The sequence below is a fragment of the Paenibacillus sp. J22P59 genome (genome assembly GCF_059383895.1).
Map to the genome: position 1 here is coordinate 258,955 of NZ_JBXENX010000008.1, position 17,249 is coordinate 276,203.

A 17,249-nucleotide genomic window follows, 5' to 3' on the forward strand; every position below is an offset into this window, starting at 1 on the left:
TATTGTGAGGAGTGAACCTTTTTGCGGATATATAGTATTAAATTACTCACAAAACAATTAGAACAACTAAATAAGTTCTACACTTATGTTCTCGGGCTTCCTTTGGTGGAGAGTTCAAGCGATACGTTTACTGTAAAAGTGGGGCAATCAGACTTAATTTTCGAGCATTCGGATAGTACCAAGGCAGACCCATTTTATCATTTCGCCTTTGACATTCCAGAAAACAAAATGGATGAATCAATAGCGTGGCTAAAATCGGTCGGGGTTACACTAACTTTATTGGCAGACAACTCATATACAACATATTCTCAAAGCTGGGATTCAACATCGATTTATTTTTATGACCCTGCGGGCAATATCATTGAATTTATCGCTAGGCATACTCTTGATAACGCAATATCTACTCCATTTTCAGGTAAAGATCTAATAAATATCAGTGAAATCGGTCTTGTCGTTAATAATGTGAATAGCATGAAAGACTTATTGAGCACAAATCATTCCATCCATGAATATAAGAATAGCAATGAAACATTCGCTGCAGTAGGTGATGCAGATGGATTATTCATTTTGTCTGCATATAAAAGGGTTTGGCTTGGCTCAGATAAAAATGCGGATATTTTTAAAACAGAAATTACTGTTGAAGGATATCATGAAGGAATATTTGCAATTGGGCAATATCCCTATAGTCTTTCAATAGTTAATTCGTCGCTAAACTCCCACGAGAATTAAATAATTGATTCAATTCCCCGCTTCACCAAGGTTCTTCCGAACTGTCTATAACGACCAAATTTAAGAGGCTGGCCCAAAAGTTGTGGGCGAGCGAAAGCCACCTGACCTTAAGACTCACTTTCGCAAGCCTCATTGTATTGTGATCTTCTTTCATTCCCATGAAAGGTCGCTTCAGGATCGGCCTTTCTGTAGCTGTTCTAATCGCCGCCTTTGAAAAAAGAAAGGACTGATCACCAAAAAGCAGGCTCCCAAGTTGGAGAAGGTATGTCATGTACAATTTAATGAATACATATGCTCTAAATCACTGCCCAGACAGAAAAAAAGGAGCATCAGTGAGGCTATGTTCCTTAGTGGAGAAGGTCGGTTTCCGACTACTGAATATAGCTGACGTTATCTCTGATTTTCCGCCAAACTATGCCTATTATTACGAAAAACGCTTCATAAAATAGGGTAAGCTATCCTATGCGCCATCAGTAGTGTAAGAGATAAGGCTTCTAGAGGTTTTGGAGGTTTAAGCCCTTCTACCTTTAAAAATACATAAGAAGGAAAGGGACTGTCCCAAAAATCATCTTCATGACTTTTGGAACAGTCCCTTCAATTTGCCTTCGAACTCCTGTTTAAAACCAACGGCCCGCATTTTAGGGTTATCAACTGCTTACATAACACTGATGGCAAGGCCATCCCCTACAAAACATAACTTTTCCTGATGCATCATACTTCTTTAAGTTGCAAATAATGGTCATAGCGCCAACTAATAAAGCGATTGCAAAGTTAAAAGAATTGGTTATAATACTTGTATACAAGTATACTGGATTGAGAAGGTGAATGTATGACCGAATCACAGGAATCTCTATATCCTCTCAAATGGCTTTCAAAGGCCTCTGCTGGTGATCGTGTAGCGTGCGAGCTTAGAATGCGTATTATTTCTGGCGAGATTGAGAGCGGTACCACATTATCGGAAAACAAATTAGCTGCAGATTTCGCTGTAAGTCGCTCACCTATTCGTGAAGCGTTAAAAATACTGGCATCCGAAAATATCATCCGTCTAGAAAGAATGGGTGCAATTGTTATTGGCTTATCGGAAAAAGAGATCGAAGAAATTTATGATGTCCGCTTACTTATAGAATCATTTGTATTTGAAAGGCTTGTACGCATAGACACGAATGAATTAGTAATGGAGCTTAGTAAAATACTAGAGATGATGAAGATCTCCATTAAATATAAGGATGCCGATGAGTTTTCCTATCAAGATGTTTTGTTCCATGAAACGATTATTCGTTCCGTTAATCATTCCTACATCCTAATGATTTGGAATAATTTAAAACCCGTTATGGAAAGCTTTATTCTATTGTCGATGAGAATGCGCTTAAAAGAAAAGGCTCAAGACTTTGAGCGGATTATAGAAAATCATGAAATCTACATTGAAGCAATTAGAGCAAAAGATAGAGAGCTCATGATTAAATCATTGCATGTTAATTTTGATGATGTTCAGGGCAGCGTTGAAGAGCCATGGACTTCACAACAAATGCTTTCGAAAGGAGTTGTGCAACAAAATGACTAATTTTATGTTAGCAATAGATATAGGCACCACAAGTACGAAAGCCGTATTATTCAGTGAACAAGGCGAAGTCATTCAACAAGAGAATATTGGATACCCGCTCTATACACCGGACATGTCGACAGCTGAACAAGACCCGGAAGAGATTTTCCAAGCCGTACTCCAAGCAATTTCGAATATTATGAAGCATCATTCACAGAAAAAACTGTTGTTTGTTTCATTTAGCAGTGCCATGCATAGCGTCATTGCAATGGATGACGATGATCGGCCGCTAACGCCTTGCATCACTTGGGCAGACAACCGTAGTGAAGCATGGGCACATAAAATAAAAGATGAGCTGAATGGCCATGAAATCTATAAACGTACGGGAACACCGATTCACCCGATGTCCCCATTAAGTAAAATAACTTGGATTGTGAATGACCTGCCTGAAACCGCTATCAAGGTTAAAAAATATATCGGGATTAAAGAATACATTTTCAAAAAAATGTTTGATCAATATGTTATTGATCACTCCCTGGCTTCAGCCACGGGCATGATGAATCTCCAAACCTTGGATTGGGATGCAGAGGCTCTACAAATTGCTGGTATCACACCTGCTCAATTATCTGAGCTTGTACCCACCACCAAGATATTCACCAACCTTGATGCAAAATTGGCCAAACAGATTGGTATCAATCCACAAACACCGTTTGTTATTGGTGCCAGCGATGGCGTGCTGTCTAATCTGGGTGTAAATGCGATCCGTAAAGGAGAAATTGCGGTCACGATTGGGACAAGCGGTGCCATTCGAACCATTATTGACAAGCCCCAAACGGATGAGAAGGGTAGAATATTTTGTTATGCGTTAACAGAGAATCATTGGGTCATTGGCGGTCCCGTGAACAATGGCGGTATGGTTCTGCGGTGGATCCGTGACGAGCTGGCCTCATCAGAAGTAGAAACAGCGAAAAGACTAGGAATTGATCCCTATGATGTATTAACTAAGATTGCTGAACTCGTAAGGCCGGGATCTGATGGATTGATCTTTCATCCATACCTCGCTGGCGAACGTGCGCCGTTATGGAACCCAGACGTACGTGGCTCATTCTTTGGCTTAACGATGTCACATAAGAAAGAACATATGATTCGTGCAGCCCTCGAAGGGGTCATTTACAACTTATACACCGTATTTTTAGCGTTAATCGAATGTATGGACACCCCTGTAACTCGTATTCAAGCTACCGGAGGGTTCGCAAGATCCGATGTTTGGCGGCAAATGATGTCCGATATATTCGAATCGGAAGTAGTCGTTCCCGAAAGCTACGAAAGCTCTTGTCTAGGTGCTTGTATTCTAGGCTTATATGCCACAGGACGAATCCAATCCTTTGACATCGTATCGGAAATGATCGGCACTACGATCAAACACACACCAAATGAAGAAGCGACAATGGAATATCGAGAATTGCTTCCAATCTTCATTAGTCTATCTAGAGCATTAGAAGATGATTATGCGCGGATTGCCAATTATCAAAGAAGCTTAATAAAACACTAATAAGGTACCTAGCAGGAGGAAATCACACCATGCCATTAGTCATCGTAGCAATAGGTATTTTAGCATTATTAGTTTTAATAATGGGGTTCAAATTAAATACCTTTATCTCCTTAATTATTGTATCGTTCGGTGTCGCTTTAGCACTTGGAATGCCATTAGAGGAAATTGTCAAAACGATTGAAGCCGGATTAGGCGGCACACTTGGTCACTTAGCGTTAATCTTTGGTCTTGGAGCGATGTTAGGCAAGCTGATCGCTGACTCTGGCGGCGCGCAAAGAATTGCCATGACCCTCGTTCATAAATTTGGTGAAAAAAATATTCAATGGGCGGTCGTAGCCGCTTCATTCATTATCGGTGTGGCATTATTTTTCGAAGTGGGCTTAGTATTATTGATTCCCATTGTATTCGCCATTTCTAGACAACTAAAGGTGTCTATCTTATATCTCGGTATACCAATGGCTGCAGCTCTATCCGTCACACACGGCTTCTTGCCTCCTCACCCAGGACCTACCGTTATTGCAGGTGAGTATGGCGCGAACATTGGTGAAGTTTTACTGTACGGTTTCATTATTGCGATCCCGACAGTCCTTCTGGCTGGACCGATATTTACGAAGATTGCTAAAAGGCTTGTACCCGCATCCTTTACGAAGACAGGCAATATTGCCTCTCTAGGTGTACAAAAAGAATTTAAATTAGAAGATACACCTGGATTCGGTATCAGTGTATTTACGGCAATGCTTCCTGTTATTCTAATGTCGATTGCCACAATTATTACGTTGCTTCAAAAAACATTGGGCTTCGAAGACAACAGCCTGCTGGCAGCCATCCGTTTTATTGGTGATGCATCAACCTCCATGTTGATCTCCTTACTCGTTGCTGTCTACACCATGGGATTGGCAAGAAAAATTCCAATTAAAACGGTAATGGAATCTTGTACTAATGCGATTACTCATATTGGGATGATGCTCTTAATCATTGGGGGCGGCGGCGCCTTCAAGCAAGTATTGATTAATGGCGGCGTAGGCGACTATGTAGCCGATTTATTCCACGGGACTTCATTATCGCCAATCCTGCTTGCCTGGATTATCGCTGCAATTCTGCGTATCTCCTTAGGCTCTGCTACGGTCGCGGCTTTAACAACGGCAGGTCTAGTTATTCCGCTATTAGGGCAATCTGACGTCAATCTTGCTTTGGTTGTGCTTGCAACGGGAGCAGGAAGCTTGATAGCTTCTCATGTTAACGATGCTGGCTTCTGGATGTTCAAAGAATATTTTGGCCTAAGCATGAAAGAAACATTTGCAACATGGACATTGCTTGAGACCATCGTTTCTGTATCTGGATTAGTGTTCGTTCTGCTACTAAGTTTGGTCGTATAAATCAATATGTCGAAGGCATTGGCCCTCCTTGTAGACTTAGTACCTTCTAAGTATACAAGTGGGGCTTTGCTGTCTAATCATCATAATCAAAGGAGCTGGAATAAATGTTCAATACAATTGGTGTCATTGGGTTAGGGGTAATGGGCAGTAATATCGCTTTAAACATGGCTAGTAAAGGTGAACAAGTGGCTGTCTATAATTATACAAGGGATTTAACCGATAAATTGGTTGATAGAATTGAAGGCCAATCCATCCATCCCTACTACGAAATTGAAGAATTCGTTCGCTCCCTGGAAGTTCCAAGAAAAGTATTCCTTATGGTTACAGCGGGCAAGCCGATCGATTCGGTCATAGATGCATTAGTACCCTTTCTTGAAGCTGGCGATGTCATCATGGACGGTGGGAACTCCCATTACGAAGATACTGAACGCAGATACAATCAGTTGAGCGCGCAAGGAATCGGTTATTTAGGAATCGGTATTTCTGGAGGCGAAGTTGGAGCTCTTGAAGGCCCTTCGATCATGCCCGGCGGGGATAAAGACGTATATGAAAAAGCAGCTCCTATTCTAACAAAAATAGCAGCCCAAGTGGACGATGATCCATGTTGTGTTTATATGGGTCCAAAAGGTTCAGGCCACTTTGTAAAGATGGTCCATAACGGAATTGAATATGCAGATATGCAATTAATCGCAGAAGCTTATACCTTTTTAAGAAAACGGTTGGGCTTGCCTGTTGATGAAATTGCCGATATCTTTGAAACCTGGAATCAGGGTGAACTAAAAAGTTATTTAATCCAGATCACAGCCGAAATTTTACGAAAAAAAGATGAAATAACAGGCTTGCCGCTGATCGATGTCATCCTTGATAAAACAGGGCAGAAAGGCACAGGTAAATGGACGAGCATTCAAGCCATTGATAATGGGATACCATCGTCCATTATTACAGAGTCTTTGTTCGCCCGTTATATCTCCTCTTTAAAAGAGGAACGGCTCTATGCACAAAACATTCTATCTGGCCCAGAGATGGATCAGTTGAATTTGGATAAAGACTTGTGGATTGAGCATAGTAGACAAGCCTTATATATGGGCAAAATTTGTGCCTACGCGCAAGGTTTTACACAATATAAAATGACTTCTGAGCTTTACGGATTGGATTTGCCTTTGAAGGATATTGCCCTTATTTTCCGCGGTGGCTGTATCATTCGCGCAGAGTTCTTAAATGTCATAAGCGAAGCCTATCAATCGCAGCCGAATCTGGCTAATTTACTGCTAGCCCCGTACTTTACTGAGCAGATTAAAAAGTATCAAACAGGATTGCGAAAAATTGTCTGTGAGGGTATTAATAGCGGCATCTCGCTCCCTTGTCTAAGCTCTTCCCTAACTTATTACGATAGTTATCGGACAGGCCTGTCAAATGCTAACCTGTTGCAAGCACAACGAGATTATTTCGGTGCCCATACCTATGAACGAACTGATTTAGCAGGAGCGTTCCACACAAACTGGCAGTGATTGATACTCTATAAACCCTATGCAGTCATTTATACTAAGCTATTATTAAAGTAAAAAAGTTGTCCCAAAAGGGACAACTTTAATTTTATTTATACATCTATACTTTTTCGAAGTCTTAACATCGCAATCGTTGCTTCTGCTCTAGTTGTTTTAGCAAAAGGTGCAAAAGCATGATTTAATCGTCCTGTTAATATCCCTTGCTCAAATGCTATTTGAGCATATCCCTTAGCCCAATGAGGAATAGTTTCTTCATCCGAAAAACCAGATGATTTGTCACTGCTTTCTTGCCATTTCATAAACCTAACGATGATTGCTGCCATTTCTGTTCGATCTATTGGCTCAAGTGGACGTAAAGATCCGTCAGAATATCCTTGTATCATTCCTTTATTTATTGCAGTATATAGGGCTGGGCGAGCCCACTTGGGAATACTATCATGATCAGTGAATACGCTATCCGTTGATTCCTCAAGCTGTTTCATTTGTAACGTACGAAGCAGCATCACGATAAACTCCGCACGTGTGACCGCAATATTTGGTGCAAAATAGTTAGCATTTATTCCTTCTACAATTCCCAAGCTGGCTGCTTCACAAATATCTGCTTTTGCCCAATGGTTTTCAATATCTTTAAAATAGCATGTGTACTCAACATCTGCTTCTTTTTCACGTATGACTGTGAACATATAACGTTTAACCGTACCATTAGGTGCGGTTATACTAATTTCAATTTCATTAGTTCCCACTTTAAGTGGTAAATCCTCACTCTCTCGTCCGCTTGTAACAGCATAGGCAACCCCATTCACTCGTAAATCTATACTTGCATAATTATCCTGTAAAGTTGGAATAACTTTAATAGACTGCGTGCCACTCTCTGTATTTAACCTATAACTGAAAATATTCGGGCTAAATACTGGATCTAGTTGCAGCCCTTCTGAAAAAACGACTTTCTCAAGATTAGCGTTAGAGCCCAGTGAGGAACCCACTGATGAACCCACTGACTGACTGCGTGTAACAATGACTGTGTACGTCTTAGAGATGGCTCCATCTAATGCCGTAACTACCACATTAATCGTATTCGGCCCTACGATTAGATTCAATGGATTGCTTGGTTCACCACTATTTATTGCCTGTGGACTGTTACCATTTATCGAGATGGTTAATTTAGAATTATATGCAGCTGTATTCGATGTCACTTGGATACTACTAACACTATTTGCAACGTTTGCTGTGTAGCTAGTTGTGCATTTGTCAAAAATCGGGCTTAGAGTCACATCCAAAGATAAACTCAATCCACTGAGATCTCCGTATAGTTTAAAGTAAGGATAGCCATTATTTTGTGTATCCAAATTCCATAATGTGTCGAAATCCCAGTCCATATAGGAGTCTATTCTTTTCATATCACTTGAAGGTAACCCTGCTCCCTGATTATCCACCTGTCCTGATGTATCTGTATCATAATAGCTGCTTACAATTGTTCCACCAACATTAGAGCCAACTAAACCACCAAGATCAGTATCTCCCGTTACAAGCCCTATTGAATAGCTATATTCAACTATTCCTTGTAGATTATCCCCTACTAAACCACCTATCATGGTATCTCCAGTTATGTTGCCTTTTGCATAACTATTATTGACAATACCCTTATAATTGTAGCCTACAACTCCACCTACCTCACTATCTCCAGTTACATTTCCTGTAGCAAAGCTATATTGAACTCGCGATTCTGTACTTACAGGAGACTCATTCTCACCCACTAAACCACCAACATATGATTCTGCAACAACATCGCCCGTAGCATAGCTATAAGAGATAGTACCTCCCTCGTTATCGCCTACCAAGCCGCCGACATCATCACCACCTGTTACATGACCGGTAGCATAGGAGTGTTCGATTAATGTCTCTTCACTATATCCAACTAGTCCACCTAAATCATCTTCTCCTGTTACACTGCCAGTAGCATAGGAATGTTCAATATGGGAGTTCATACTGTTTCCAATTAACCCTCCCATATCATCATCGGTGTTCGATACATTGGCATGAGAATAGCTTTTACTGACTGTAGAGCTATCAAGACCACCTACTAGACCGCCTATATATTGATGCCCCGACACATTTCCCTTTGAACCGCTATTGAGAATAGTACCATTATTAAATCTGCCAAATTGACCGCCTATATAATAATGCGTACCTGTTACGGTTCCGTCAAAATAAACGTTATTAACGGAATCCTCACAGCTATATCCACCTATTCCACCAACATCATCAAACCCTGTTACACTCCCTGCAATACGAATATCAGTAAGTTTGGATGTTTCACTATATCCAGTGACTCCTCCTACTTCACTATATCCTTCCACATACCCTTCAGCTTTAATATCATTGAGGATGCTATTAACGCTATTTCCAATGACTCCTCCTATTTTAGAATACTGCCCATAGACCGAGCCTGTGACCGTAATATTCTCAAATAACCCATTACTAACATAACCCGCTAGAGCACCGACTTCATGCTCACCCTCTACATGTGCATCTTTAAGGTTAAGATTTTTTATGATTCCAGAGCTATCCATATGACCGAATAGACCCAACTTAGACGTAGAAAAGTGTGTGTTAACAAACAAATTGGAAATGGTATAATTGTTGCCGTTTAAACTTCCTGTGAATGGATTGGCTTCGGTGCCAATTGGTTCCCATGGATTACTAGCATCATAATTACTCAAATCAATATCATTTATTAATTCAAAATGGCTATCCAGATGGTTCCTCATTTCATATAACTGACCAGCAGTAGAAATGAGATAGGGATTATTGCTTGTTCCCACACCATCATCAAAGGTCCCTGCAGCATGTACATACACTCTCTCTGGATTTATCCAACTTGGAATACTACTAAAAACCATTAATAAAACCAATAAGTATGTAATTACTTGCCTACTCCAATAAAGCAATTTCATTATTATCCTCCTTCGTTAATTAAGAAAATATGTTGCTATGATGATAGCACACAGCAATGAAAGAATAATGAAAGAGCTTCTGTGTGAAATGGGCTTCATTTTAAAACGATTATAAGCATAAAAAAAGACCGACCCGTTAAGTCAATTAAGTATGACTTAACGGGTCGGTCTAGCTCAGATATCTCTAGTTTCGTACTCGTTATTTAACTTTACTATTATGAAGTAAATGCCATAATCGCAAGGATACGACAGCCGCTTCTGCTCTTATCGTAAGGCCGTCAGGTACGAATAAGTTGCCTCCCCGACCTTGTATCAACCCTCGCTCGTTCACTAAGGCTACAGAGGGTAATGCCCAAGCAGGAATACTTGTAAGATCCGCGAAGACTAGCTCGTGTGTGCTGTTGATATCATCTTTCATCGCTTTTGCCAGCATCACAGCCATTTCAGTCCGAGTAATATTCTGCTCAGGACGGAACGTTCCATCTGGGTAACCAGTGACGAAACCTTGTGTTAGCGCCGCTTTAATCATCGGTCTTGCCCATGTCGGAATACTTTCCTGATCATCGAATGAGATCAATTCTTCATCTTCAATGGCAGGTAGCTGTAATACACGCGCCAGCATAATGGCGAATTCTGTCCGGGTTACTTCCAAGCTTGGTGCATATCTAATAACCTCTATACCTTCAACAATCCCCAATCTTGCAGCCTCGCAAATATCCGTTTTGCCCCAATGTTTCTCAAGATCTTTGAAAGTACAAGACGCTTCTTGAGGAATAGGCTCCTGTTCATCTACGGGTGGACTCGTTGGTGTAGTGGGCACAGATGTATTCGGTGAGGCCTGCTTGACAATAAAGCTGGCATGAGCTGCATCAAGAACATTATTTGCTGCATCTCTTACCATATTCCCAGCTACCAATACCTCATATTCCCCATCCTGCAGGGTACCGTTAAAGCTTAAAGTATAGACGTTTGCAAGCTCATCAAAGCTTGCCGTATACGCTGTAAATGGCGCACCATTCATCTCCATGCTGATAAGTGGCAATGCATTATCTTCAACTAACTGGGCTCCTCCAGCAATCCAATAGACCGCTTCGCTAAGAGACACGGTAACCGATGCAGGTTGTACTTTAAATAGCAGGCCATGCGTAAAGTTACCGAAGGTGGCACCCGGCTTGATTATATCAGGCTCAATATTTTTCCAATTTACATATAAAAGGATACTACTGCTTAATGCTAACGTATCACCTGGGTTATACTTCACCCCACTGCCATCCGCTTTTGTATTCCAATTATTAAAGGTGAATCCTGATTTCAACCAATTATGTTGGTTGCCCTGAATTATCACTAATGAGTTTGGAATATAAGATGGACTACTGAATAGCCCGTTTCCACTATCCTCACCATTTCCTACATAAGTGACAAAGGCTTGAATAGCTTTCAAATAAGGATATCCATTATGATGTAGATCAATAGCCCAGTGCGTGTCAAAATCCGCGAATAAATATGAGTTTTTATCTTTCATTTCCTCAGAAGTTAGGCCTTGGCCTTGGTTGTCTGATTGTCCTGAGGTATCCCTATTATAATAACTATTGGTAATGACTCCACTGCCATTAATACCGACTAATCCACCAACGGATAGATCTCCATTCACTGGTCCTAACGAATAACTATCTATAATTTCTCCTGATTTATTATCTCCTACTAGCCCCCCAATTGAGTCACTCCCGTTTACTGCTCCTGCTACAGCTCCGTTCACACTTCCTGTTGCATAGCTATTACAGATAACTCCATCATCATTATCTGCTACTAAACCACCAACATCTTCCCTGCCCGTTACATTGCCAGTTGCATAACTGAGTGTAATCGTTCCGTTATCATTACCGCCGAGCAGTCCACCTACATCCACTAATCCAGTGACATTTCCTGTGGCATAACTGTAAGATATATTGCCATTATTATTACTCCCAAGTAATCCGCCTACATTAGTTTGACCATTTACATTGCCAGTAGCATAACTGAAGGAGATCTCCCCTCCATCATTACGACCGACCAATCCACCTACATCTTCCTCTCCATATACGCTCCCTGTAACACTGACATGATTAATAACCCCTTTATTAAATCCAACCAAGGTGCCTACATATTCGATACCTTTAATTTCAACAGCCTCTAAGATTAGATTATGTATACGGCTTGAAGTTCCAGCATCACCGAATAGTCCTGAAGACTCAACCGAACTATTATTAATAAATAAATCCGTAATCTTATAATCTTGGCCATTCAAGCTTCCTTGGAATGGAAATGCCTGACTGCCTATCGGTACCCATGGATAATTAGAATCGTATGCACTCAGAGCGATATCATTCATTAAAATAAAGTGACTACTTAAATGATTTCTTATTTCATTCAGTTGGTCTGCTGATACAATCTGATACGGGTCACCGCTCGTACCCGATCCTCCTGCAAAGCCCACTGCAGCATGAACAATCCCCTCAGTTGCCCTCCATCCCGGGTAATTCCCAACCACCATCACAAACACAATAAACACCAACACTATTCGTTTTCCCAAGAGTTTCATTTTGTTCCTCCATAGCCTAATTTATGATCCAATGACTCGAATTCACGATGATCATCGTTCATCATAGCATTGGCCTATGAAAGAATTATGAAAGAGAGTAGCCAACTCTTTAAGTAGATTCATTTGTTCTTATAATGGTGAGATCTTAAGTCCTTAGCTTGTTGTAGGCAAAATAAAGCTGATTGAGATATTACCCATCTTTGACTATTGCGATTTTCAAACGCCCGATGTCCATATTGAGGCTTTGAATTCCTTTATTGAAACTTTTTGATAATACAGGAGCATGAAGCCCCTTCATTCTTTCTGCGATATGCCGCAACGTATACGATCCTACATCGCCAAATTTCTCTGCATCCGGAGCTTAACCAATCCCTACAGAATCCATAACGATGGTAAAAATCCGCTTAAACTGGTGTGTGTATGATGTATATACTCCACCTTATAGAAAAAGGAGTTATCCCGCAAACTTCTAAGCGTTAGGGACAACTCCATTTCCAGTTCAAGATATTCTACTAAAATACAGAAAGCAATTCATGAACAACCTGCTCTGAATTGACATCCAGACATACTGTAATATCGTCTCCATCGTTTGCCTTTGTCCGCAAATCAGCGATTACAGCTCCCGCCGTAATCGTACCTTCACATTCAATTTGCACCTTCATTTGCTGTGTCTTTACGATTCCAGGCTTGCGAGCAACAAGAATGGTCAGCGGGTCATGAAGCGGACAAGTATTCATTAAATTAGATTCTAGACGATAGTAGTCAAAATAGCATTGAAGCGCATCCTGCATATATTGTACGATTGCAGAATTTTCCGAACGACACACCTGTGCAAGCTGTTCCAGATGCTCCTTGTTCAGCTTCGCTTTCATCGTTACATCTAGCCCAACAAGTGTCATAGACATACCGGAACGAATAACACGGTCAATCGCTTCTGGATCTCCGCGTAAATTCGCTTCGACGACAGGGGTTACATTGCCTGGAGCAAATACGGTGCCACCCATTGTCACAACACGCTTTAGCTTCCGAGGGAGCTCAGGATCAAGCTCTAACGCTAGTGCTACATTTGTTAAGCGTCCTAGAGTCACCAATGTGATTTCACCTGGCATTTCATTTGCCTTCCGAACGATAAATTGTGCGGCAGATTCTGCAATCGGTTGCTGCCCTGATGGCGGCAACACGACATTACCAATTCCGTTATCACCATGGACATGGACCACAGGCCCCGCCCATTCGCGCACTAATGGTTTCGCAGCGCCTTTAGCTACCGGCACCTCATAGGCTGGCTGGGCGAGTTGAATCAAGCGAAGTGTATTATCTGTAGCCTGATCTACGCTTGAATTACCGAATACCGTCGTAATTCCCTCCAGCCTTACATCCTTAGCCTTCAAAGCATGCAAGATTGCAATGGAGTCGTCGATGCCTGTGTCCGCGTCGATAATCATTTTGTTTACTACGTACATTTGCATAACCTCCAAAGAACTATGATGTTAATGCTGGCTTTCTGTTCTTTCTAATTGCGTAAATAACTAACGCAACGATTGTAACTACATAAGGAACCATTTTAATAAATTGGCTTGGTATAACGTTGCCTGGTGTTGTCTCAATGATCATCGTCAAAGCATTCGCAAGCGCAAATACACTTGAGCCCACCAATATGCCAAACGGATGACGATTACCAAAAATAACAACTGCCAAAGCAAGGAAGCCTGTGCCTGCTGTCATATCTCTCACGAACATGCTTGTCATACCCATGGATAAATATGCGCCAGCAAGACCAGAAAAGAAGCCGCTCCAAATGAGCGCGGAATATTGAATGCGGTCAACATTGATCCCAAGCGAACGTGCTGCGCTTGGCTCTTCGCCTGTTGCTCGCAAATGTGCACCGTAAGGGGTCCGATAAAGCAAAAAGAAACAAAATACAACAGCTAGCAAAGCAATCCACACCATGAGATTATGTCCGCTTAGCAGTTTACCAATGATCGGGATGTTATCCAAAAATGGAATTACAACGTCTGGTATCTTCATTGAAACGGGAGGAACAAAACTGCCATGCGAATGATATAAGATACTCATGAGCACGACGGTGATCCCGGCACCAAAAATGTTGACAACAAATCCGGCAATAATAATGTCTACCTTCATCTTTATCGAGAAAAAGGCCATTCCATAACTGACCAGCATAGATGCTATTGTGCCGCCTGCCACTCCAAGAAACCAATTGCCTGTGGCTGAACCTATTGCAATCGACCCGAATGCCGATACGAGCATTAATCCTTCAATACCGATGTTGATAACGCCTGCCCTGTCTGTCATGAGTCCACCCAAGGCTCCAAGCAAAATTGGCGGCAGTGTACGCAATAGTATAACAATCAGCGTTAAATTTGCTGTCTGCTCCCAAATATTATTTAGCAACTGGAGCACCCCCTTGCGCGGAACGTAGCTTTCTTTGCTTCAAATAAGCAAAGATTGCTTGTGAAGAAATAAATAGAACAAGCAGTGCCTGAATAATGATAGCGATATCGCGCGGAACGTCGCTGTTAGCCTGCATCGCTTGTCCGCCAACCTGTAGATACGCATAGAAGAATGCGGACAACAATACGCCAATCGGATGATTACGTGCAAGTAAACAGACAATAATGCCGTCAAAGCCAAGGCCTACAGAAAAGCCTTCTTTAAGTGTGCCATGCATACCCGTTACTTCAACGGCTCCACCCAAACCAGCAAGCGCACCACTGATCGCAAGACTCAGAATAATAACCCTTTTCGTTGCAATACCACCGTATTCAGCAAATAAAGGGTTTTTCCCAACTGTGCGCAGCTCATATCCCATTCTCGTCTTGTACATTAGCAAATAAACAACAAAGGATGCTACAATTGCAATCAAGAAGCCTGCATGCGTCGGCATGCCCGGAATAATATGACCTAGCTTTGCACTGCTCTCGACATAAGGTAAACGAGCAAACCCCCCGCTGTTAGGATCCTTAAGTACATAGTTCAACAAATAAGAGACGAACAGCACGGCAATAAAGTTAAACATTAGCGTAGATACAATCTCATCCGCTTTAAATACGGCTTTAAGGAAACCTGGAATAAATCCGTATAATCCTCCGCCAACAATTGAAGCGATAATAACTAATGGAATGTGAATCCATGGAGATAGTCCAGGAATATACACCGCTACCAGCGCACCTGTTAGTGCACCCATATACAGCTGGCCTTCGGCCCCCATACTGAATACTCCACTTTGGAATACGACCACAATTGCGAGGCCCGTAAATACAAGTGGTACCATACGATTGAGTACAGAACCAAAGCTGAACAAGCTTGTAAAAGGGTCAATAAACAATGAGCGCAGTGCCACTACTGGCTCGTTGCTAACTGCTAGAATTACTATTATCCCAATAAACAGGGCCGCCACAATAGCCAGCAGTATGCCTAGGAGGTCAAGGTTGATTGCACTTCTCTGTTTCATGTGGCGTTCACCCTCACTTCTTGTTTTTTAACACCTAGCATATAGAATCCAAGCTCTTCTTCTGTCAAATCATCGGAATTTTCCAGAATTACTGCTATTTCTCCATTATAGATAACGCCAATTCGATCGCTAAGACTTATCACTTCAGATAGCTCGGCAGATACGAGTAGCACGGCTGTTCCTTCATCACGTTTCTTAATAATTTCCTTATGAATAAACTCAATGGAGCCAATATCCACACCACGAGTAGGCTGGGCAGCAATAAGCAGTTTCGGATTTTTGGAAATTTCACGGGCAACAACAATCTTCTGAATATTACCACCAGACAAAGAACCTGCTAATGTCTCTTCACTTTGTGTCAAAATGCTAAATTCCTGAATGAGTCGTTGAGCATGGTCGCGAATTTTCTTTTGATCTAGAAACGGCCCTTTACGGAATGCAGGGTCACGATATAAATCAAGAATTAAATTTTCCTTTATAGAGGAAGTTAAGCAAGCGCCGCGTGTTTGGCGGTCTTCTGCAATATGTCCTATACCAAGATTACGAATTTCACGAATCGTATGCTCCGCCAAATTATGATTCAAGTAGGTTATTTTCCCTTTAGAGTTTTTTCTAAAGCCAGTAAGGACTTCAATCAGCTCCGTCTGTCCATTCCCTTCTACACCAGCGATACCAAATATTTCACCCGCTCGAATTTGGAATGATACATCCTTAAGCACCTGGTTCCCTGTATCCGACAAACAGCTTACTTGATCAAAGGACAGAACCGTTTCTTTCGGCTTAGCTGGCTCTTTTTGAACACGCAGAAGAACGTCACGCCCAACCATCAATCTCGAAATCTCTTCCTTATTCGTTTCGGATGTAGTTAGTGTTGTTATGGTTTTTCCTGATTTTAGTACTGTGATTCGATCCGAAATACCCATGACTTCATTAAGCTTGTGTGTAATAAATATAATGGTAAAACCTTCTTGAACAAGTTTCTTAAGTGATTGAAACAATTCATCCGTTTCTTGTGGCGTAAGAACCGCAGTCGGCTCATCAAGAATGATAAGCCGAGCTCCACGATATAATACCTTCAAGATTTCAACACGTTGCTTCAGTCCTACGGAAATGTTTTCTACCTTAGCGATTGGATCTACTTTGAGTCCAAATTGTTGAATGAGTCGCTCTGTTTCAGCTACTGCCTTTCCCCGATCCGACAGCACCCCTTTGCGTGGTTCAATACCAAGCACAATGTTTTCTGCTACCGTGAAGGAAGGTACCAACATAAAATGCTGATGAACCATACCAATTTCATATTTTATTGCATCCTTTGGACTTTTCAGTGTAATCTTCTCGCCTCGATACAGGATGTCTCCTTCTGTAGGCGCTTCCAAACCAAACAAAATTTTCATCAGTGTTGATTTGCCCGCGCCATTCTCGCCAACCAAGGCATGAATTTCGCCTTGGCGGACGGAGAAGGATACACCTTTATTGGCTCTTGTTCCGTTCGGGTATACTTTATGAATATTGCGCATTTCCAGCAGGTCTACCATCGTGA

Annotated in this window: 11 protein-coding genes and 1 pseudogene; 5 read left to right on the forward strand and 7 right to left on the reverse strand. The window is 41.6% G+C overall.

The features are described 5' to 3' along the window. Window positions 1-21: 21 nt before the first annotated feature. The 5 genes from AC50YO_RS16000 to gnd all read left to right on the forward strand — a co-directional run bounded on the left by AC50YO_RS16000 (window position 22) and on the right by gnd (window position 6,705). Complete coding sequence (locus tag AC50YO_RS16000) at window positions 22-729, forward strand: VOC family protein (protein ID WP_494848540.1); 708 nt, start codon at window positions 22-24, stop codon at window positions 727-729. Between the two features lie 829 nt (window positions 730-1,558). Beyond that, entirely contained in the window at window positions 1,559-2,290 is a 732-nt protein-coding gene (locus AC50YO_RS16005) for a GntR family transcriptional regulator (protein ID WP_494848545.1), read from the forward strand. After that, window positions 2,283-3,821, forward strand: coding sequence for a gluconokinase (gene gntK, locus AC50YO_RS16010; protein ID WP_494848547.1), 1,539 nt, complete (start codon window positions 2,283-2,285; stop codon window positions 3,819-3,821). Before AC50YO_RS16005 ends, gntK begins: the two co-directional genes overlap by 8 nt. A gap of 29 nt (window positions 3,822-3,850) precedes the next feature. Beyond that, window positions 3,851-5,197 carry a GntP family permease gene (locus AC50YO_RS16015; RefSeq protein WP_494848551.1) on the forward strand — a complete coding sequence of 449 codons (1,347 nt, stop codon included), beginning with the start codon at window positions 3,851-3,853 and terminating at the stop codon, window positions 5,195-5,197. A 104-nt stretch (window positions 5,198-5,301) separates the two neighbouring features. Next, window positions 5,302-6,705, forward strand: coding sequence for a decarboxylating NADP(+)-dependent phosphogluconate dehydrogenase (gene gnd / locus AC50YO_RS16020; RefSeq protein WP_494848554.1), 1,404 nt, complete (start codon window positions 5,302-5,304; stop codon window positions 6,703-6,705). A gap of 89 nt (window positions 6,706-6,794) precedes the next feature. Here the strand turns inward: gnd and AC50YO_RS16025 are convergent, their stop codons facing one another. The 7 genes and pseudogenes from AC50YO_RS16025 to AC50YO_RS16055 form a co-directional block, all read right to left on the reverse strand. Further along, complete coding sequence (locus AC50YO_RS16025) at window positions 6,795-9,656, reverse strand: GLUG motif-containing protein (protein WP_494848555.1); 2,862 nt, start codon at window positions 9,654-9,656, stop codon at window positions 6,795-6,797. A 199-nt stretch (window positions 9,657-9,855) separates the two neighbouring features. After that, on the reverse strand, window positions 9,856-12,234 hold the full coding sequence (locus tag AC50YO_RS16030) for an S-layer homology domain-containing protein (protein ID WP_494848557.1): 2,379 nt from the start codon (window positions 12,232-12,234) through the stop codon (window positions 9,856-9,858). A gap of 265 nt (window positions 12,235-12,499) precedes the next feature. Continuing rightward, window positions 12,500-12,619: pseudogene (locus AC50YO_RS16035) on the reverse strand (phosphopentomutase); the annotation flags it as partial. A 127-nt stretch (window positions 12,620-12,746) separates the two neighbouring features. Further along, window positions 12,747-13,697, reverse strand: coding sequence for a nucleoside hydrolase (locus AC50YO_RS16040; RefSeq protein WP_494848559.1), 951 nt, complete (start codon window positions 13,695-13,697; stop codon window positions 12,747-12,749). Window positions 13,698-13,716: 19 nt separating this feature from the next. After that, window positions 13,717-14,649, reverse strand: coding sequence for an ABC transporter permease (locus AC50YO_RS16045; protein WP_494848561.1), 933 nt, complete (start codon window positions 14,647-14,649; stop codon window positions 13,717-13,719). Then, window positions 14,639-15,709 (reverse strand): ABC transporter permease, encoded by a 1,071-nt coding sequence (locus tag AC50YO_RS16050; protein ID WP_494848562.1) that lies wholly within the window; start codon window positions 15,707-15,709, stop codon window positions 14,639-14,641. Before AC50YO_RS16050 ends, AC50YO_RS16045 begins: the two co-directional genes overlap by 11 nt. Then, complete coding sequence (locus AC50YO_RS16055) at window positions 15,706-17,244, reverse strand: ABC transporter ATP-binding protein (protein WP_494848564.1); 1,539 nt, start codon at window positions 17,242-17,244, stop codon at window positions 15,706-15,708. Before AC50YO_RS16055 ends, AC50YO_RS16050 begins: the two co-directional genes overlap by 4 nt. Window positions 17,245-17,249: the final 5 nt, after the last annotated feature.

Bases quoted from the DNA above. Each gene is read 5' to 3' on its own strand.
- AC50YO_RS16005 (WP_494848545.1), top strand. From the start codon at position 1,559: ATGACCGAATCACAGGAATCTCTATATCCTCTCAAATGGCTTTCAAAG.
- gntK (WP_494848547.1), top strand. From the start codon at position 2,283: ATGACTAATTTTATGTTAGCAATAGATATAGGCACCACAAGTACGAAA.
- AC50YO_RS16015 (WP_494848551.1), top strand. From the start codon at position 3,851: ATGCCATTAGTCATCGTAGCAATAGGTATTTTAGCATTATTAGTTTTA.
- gnd (WP_494848554.1), top strand. From the start codon at position 5,302: ATGTTCAATACAATTGGTGTCATTGGGTTAGGGGTAATGGGCAGTAAT.
- AC50YO_RS16025 (WP_494848555.1), bottom strand. From the start codon at position 9,656: ATGAAATTGCTTTATTGGAGTAGGCAAGTAATTACATACTTATTGGTT.
- AC50YO_RS16030 (WP_494848557.1), bottom strand. From the start codon at position 12,234: ATGAAACTCTTGGGAAAACGAATAGTGTTGGTGTTTATTGTGTTTGTG.
- AC50YO_RS16040 (WP_494848559.1), bottom strand. From the start codon at position 13,697: ATGTACGTAGTAAACAAAATGATTATCGACGCGGACACAGGCATCGAC.
- AC50YO_RS16050 (WP_494848562.1), bottom strand. From the start codon at position 15,709: ATGAAACAGAGAAGTGCAATCAACCTTGACCTCCTAGGCATACTGCTG.
- AC50YO_RS16055 (WP_494848564.1), bottom strand. From the start codon at position 17,244: ATGGTAGACCTGCTGGAAATGCGCAATATTCATAAAGTATACCCGAAC.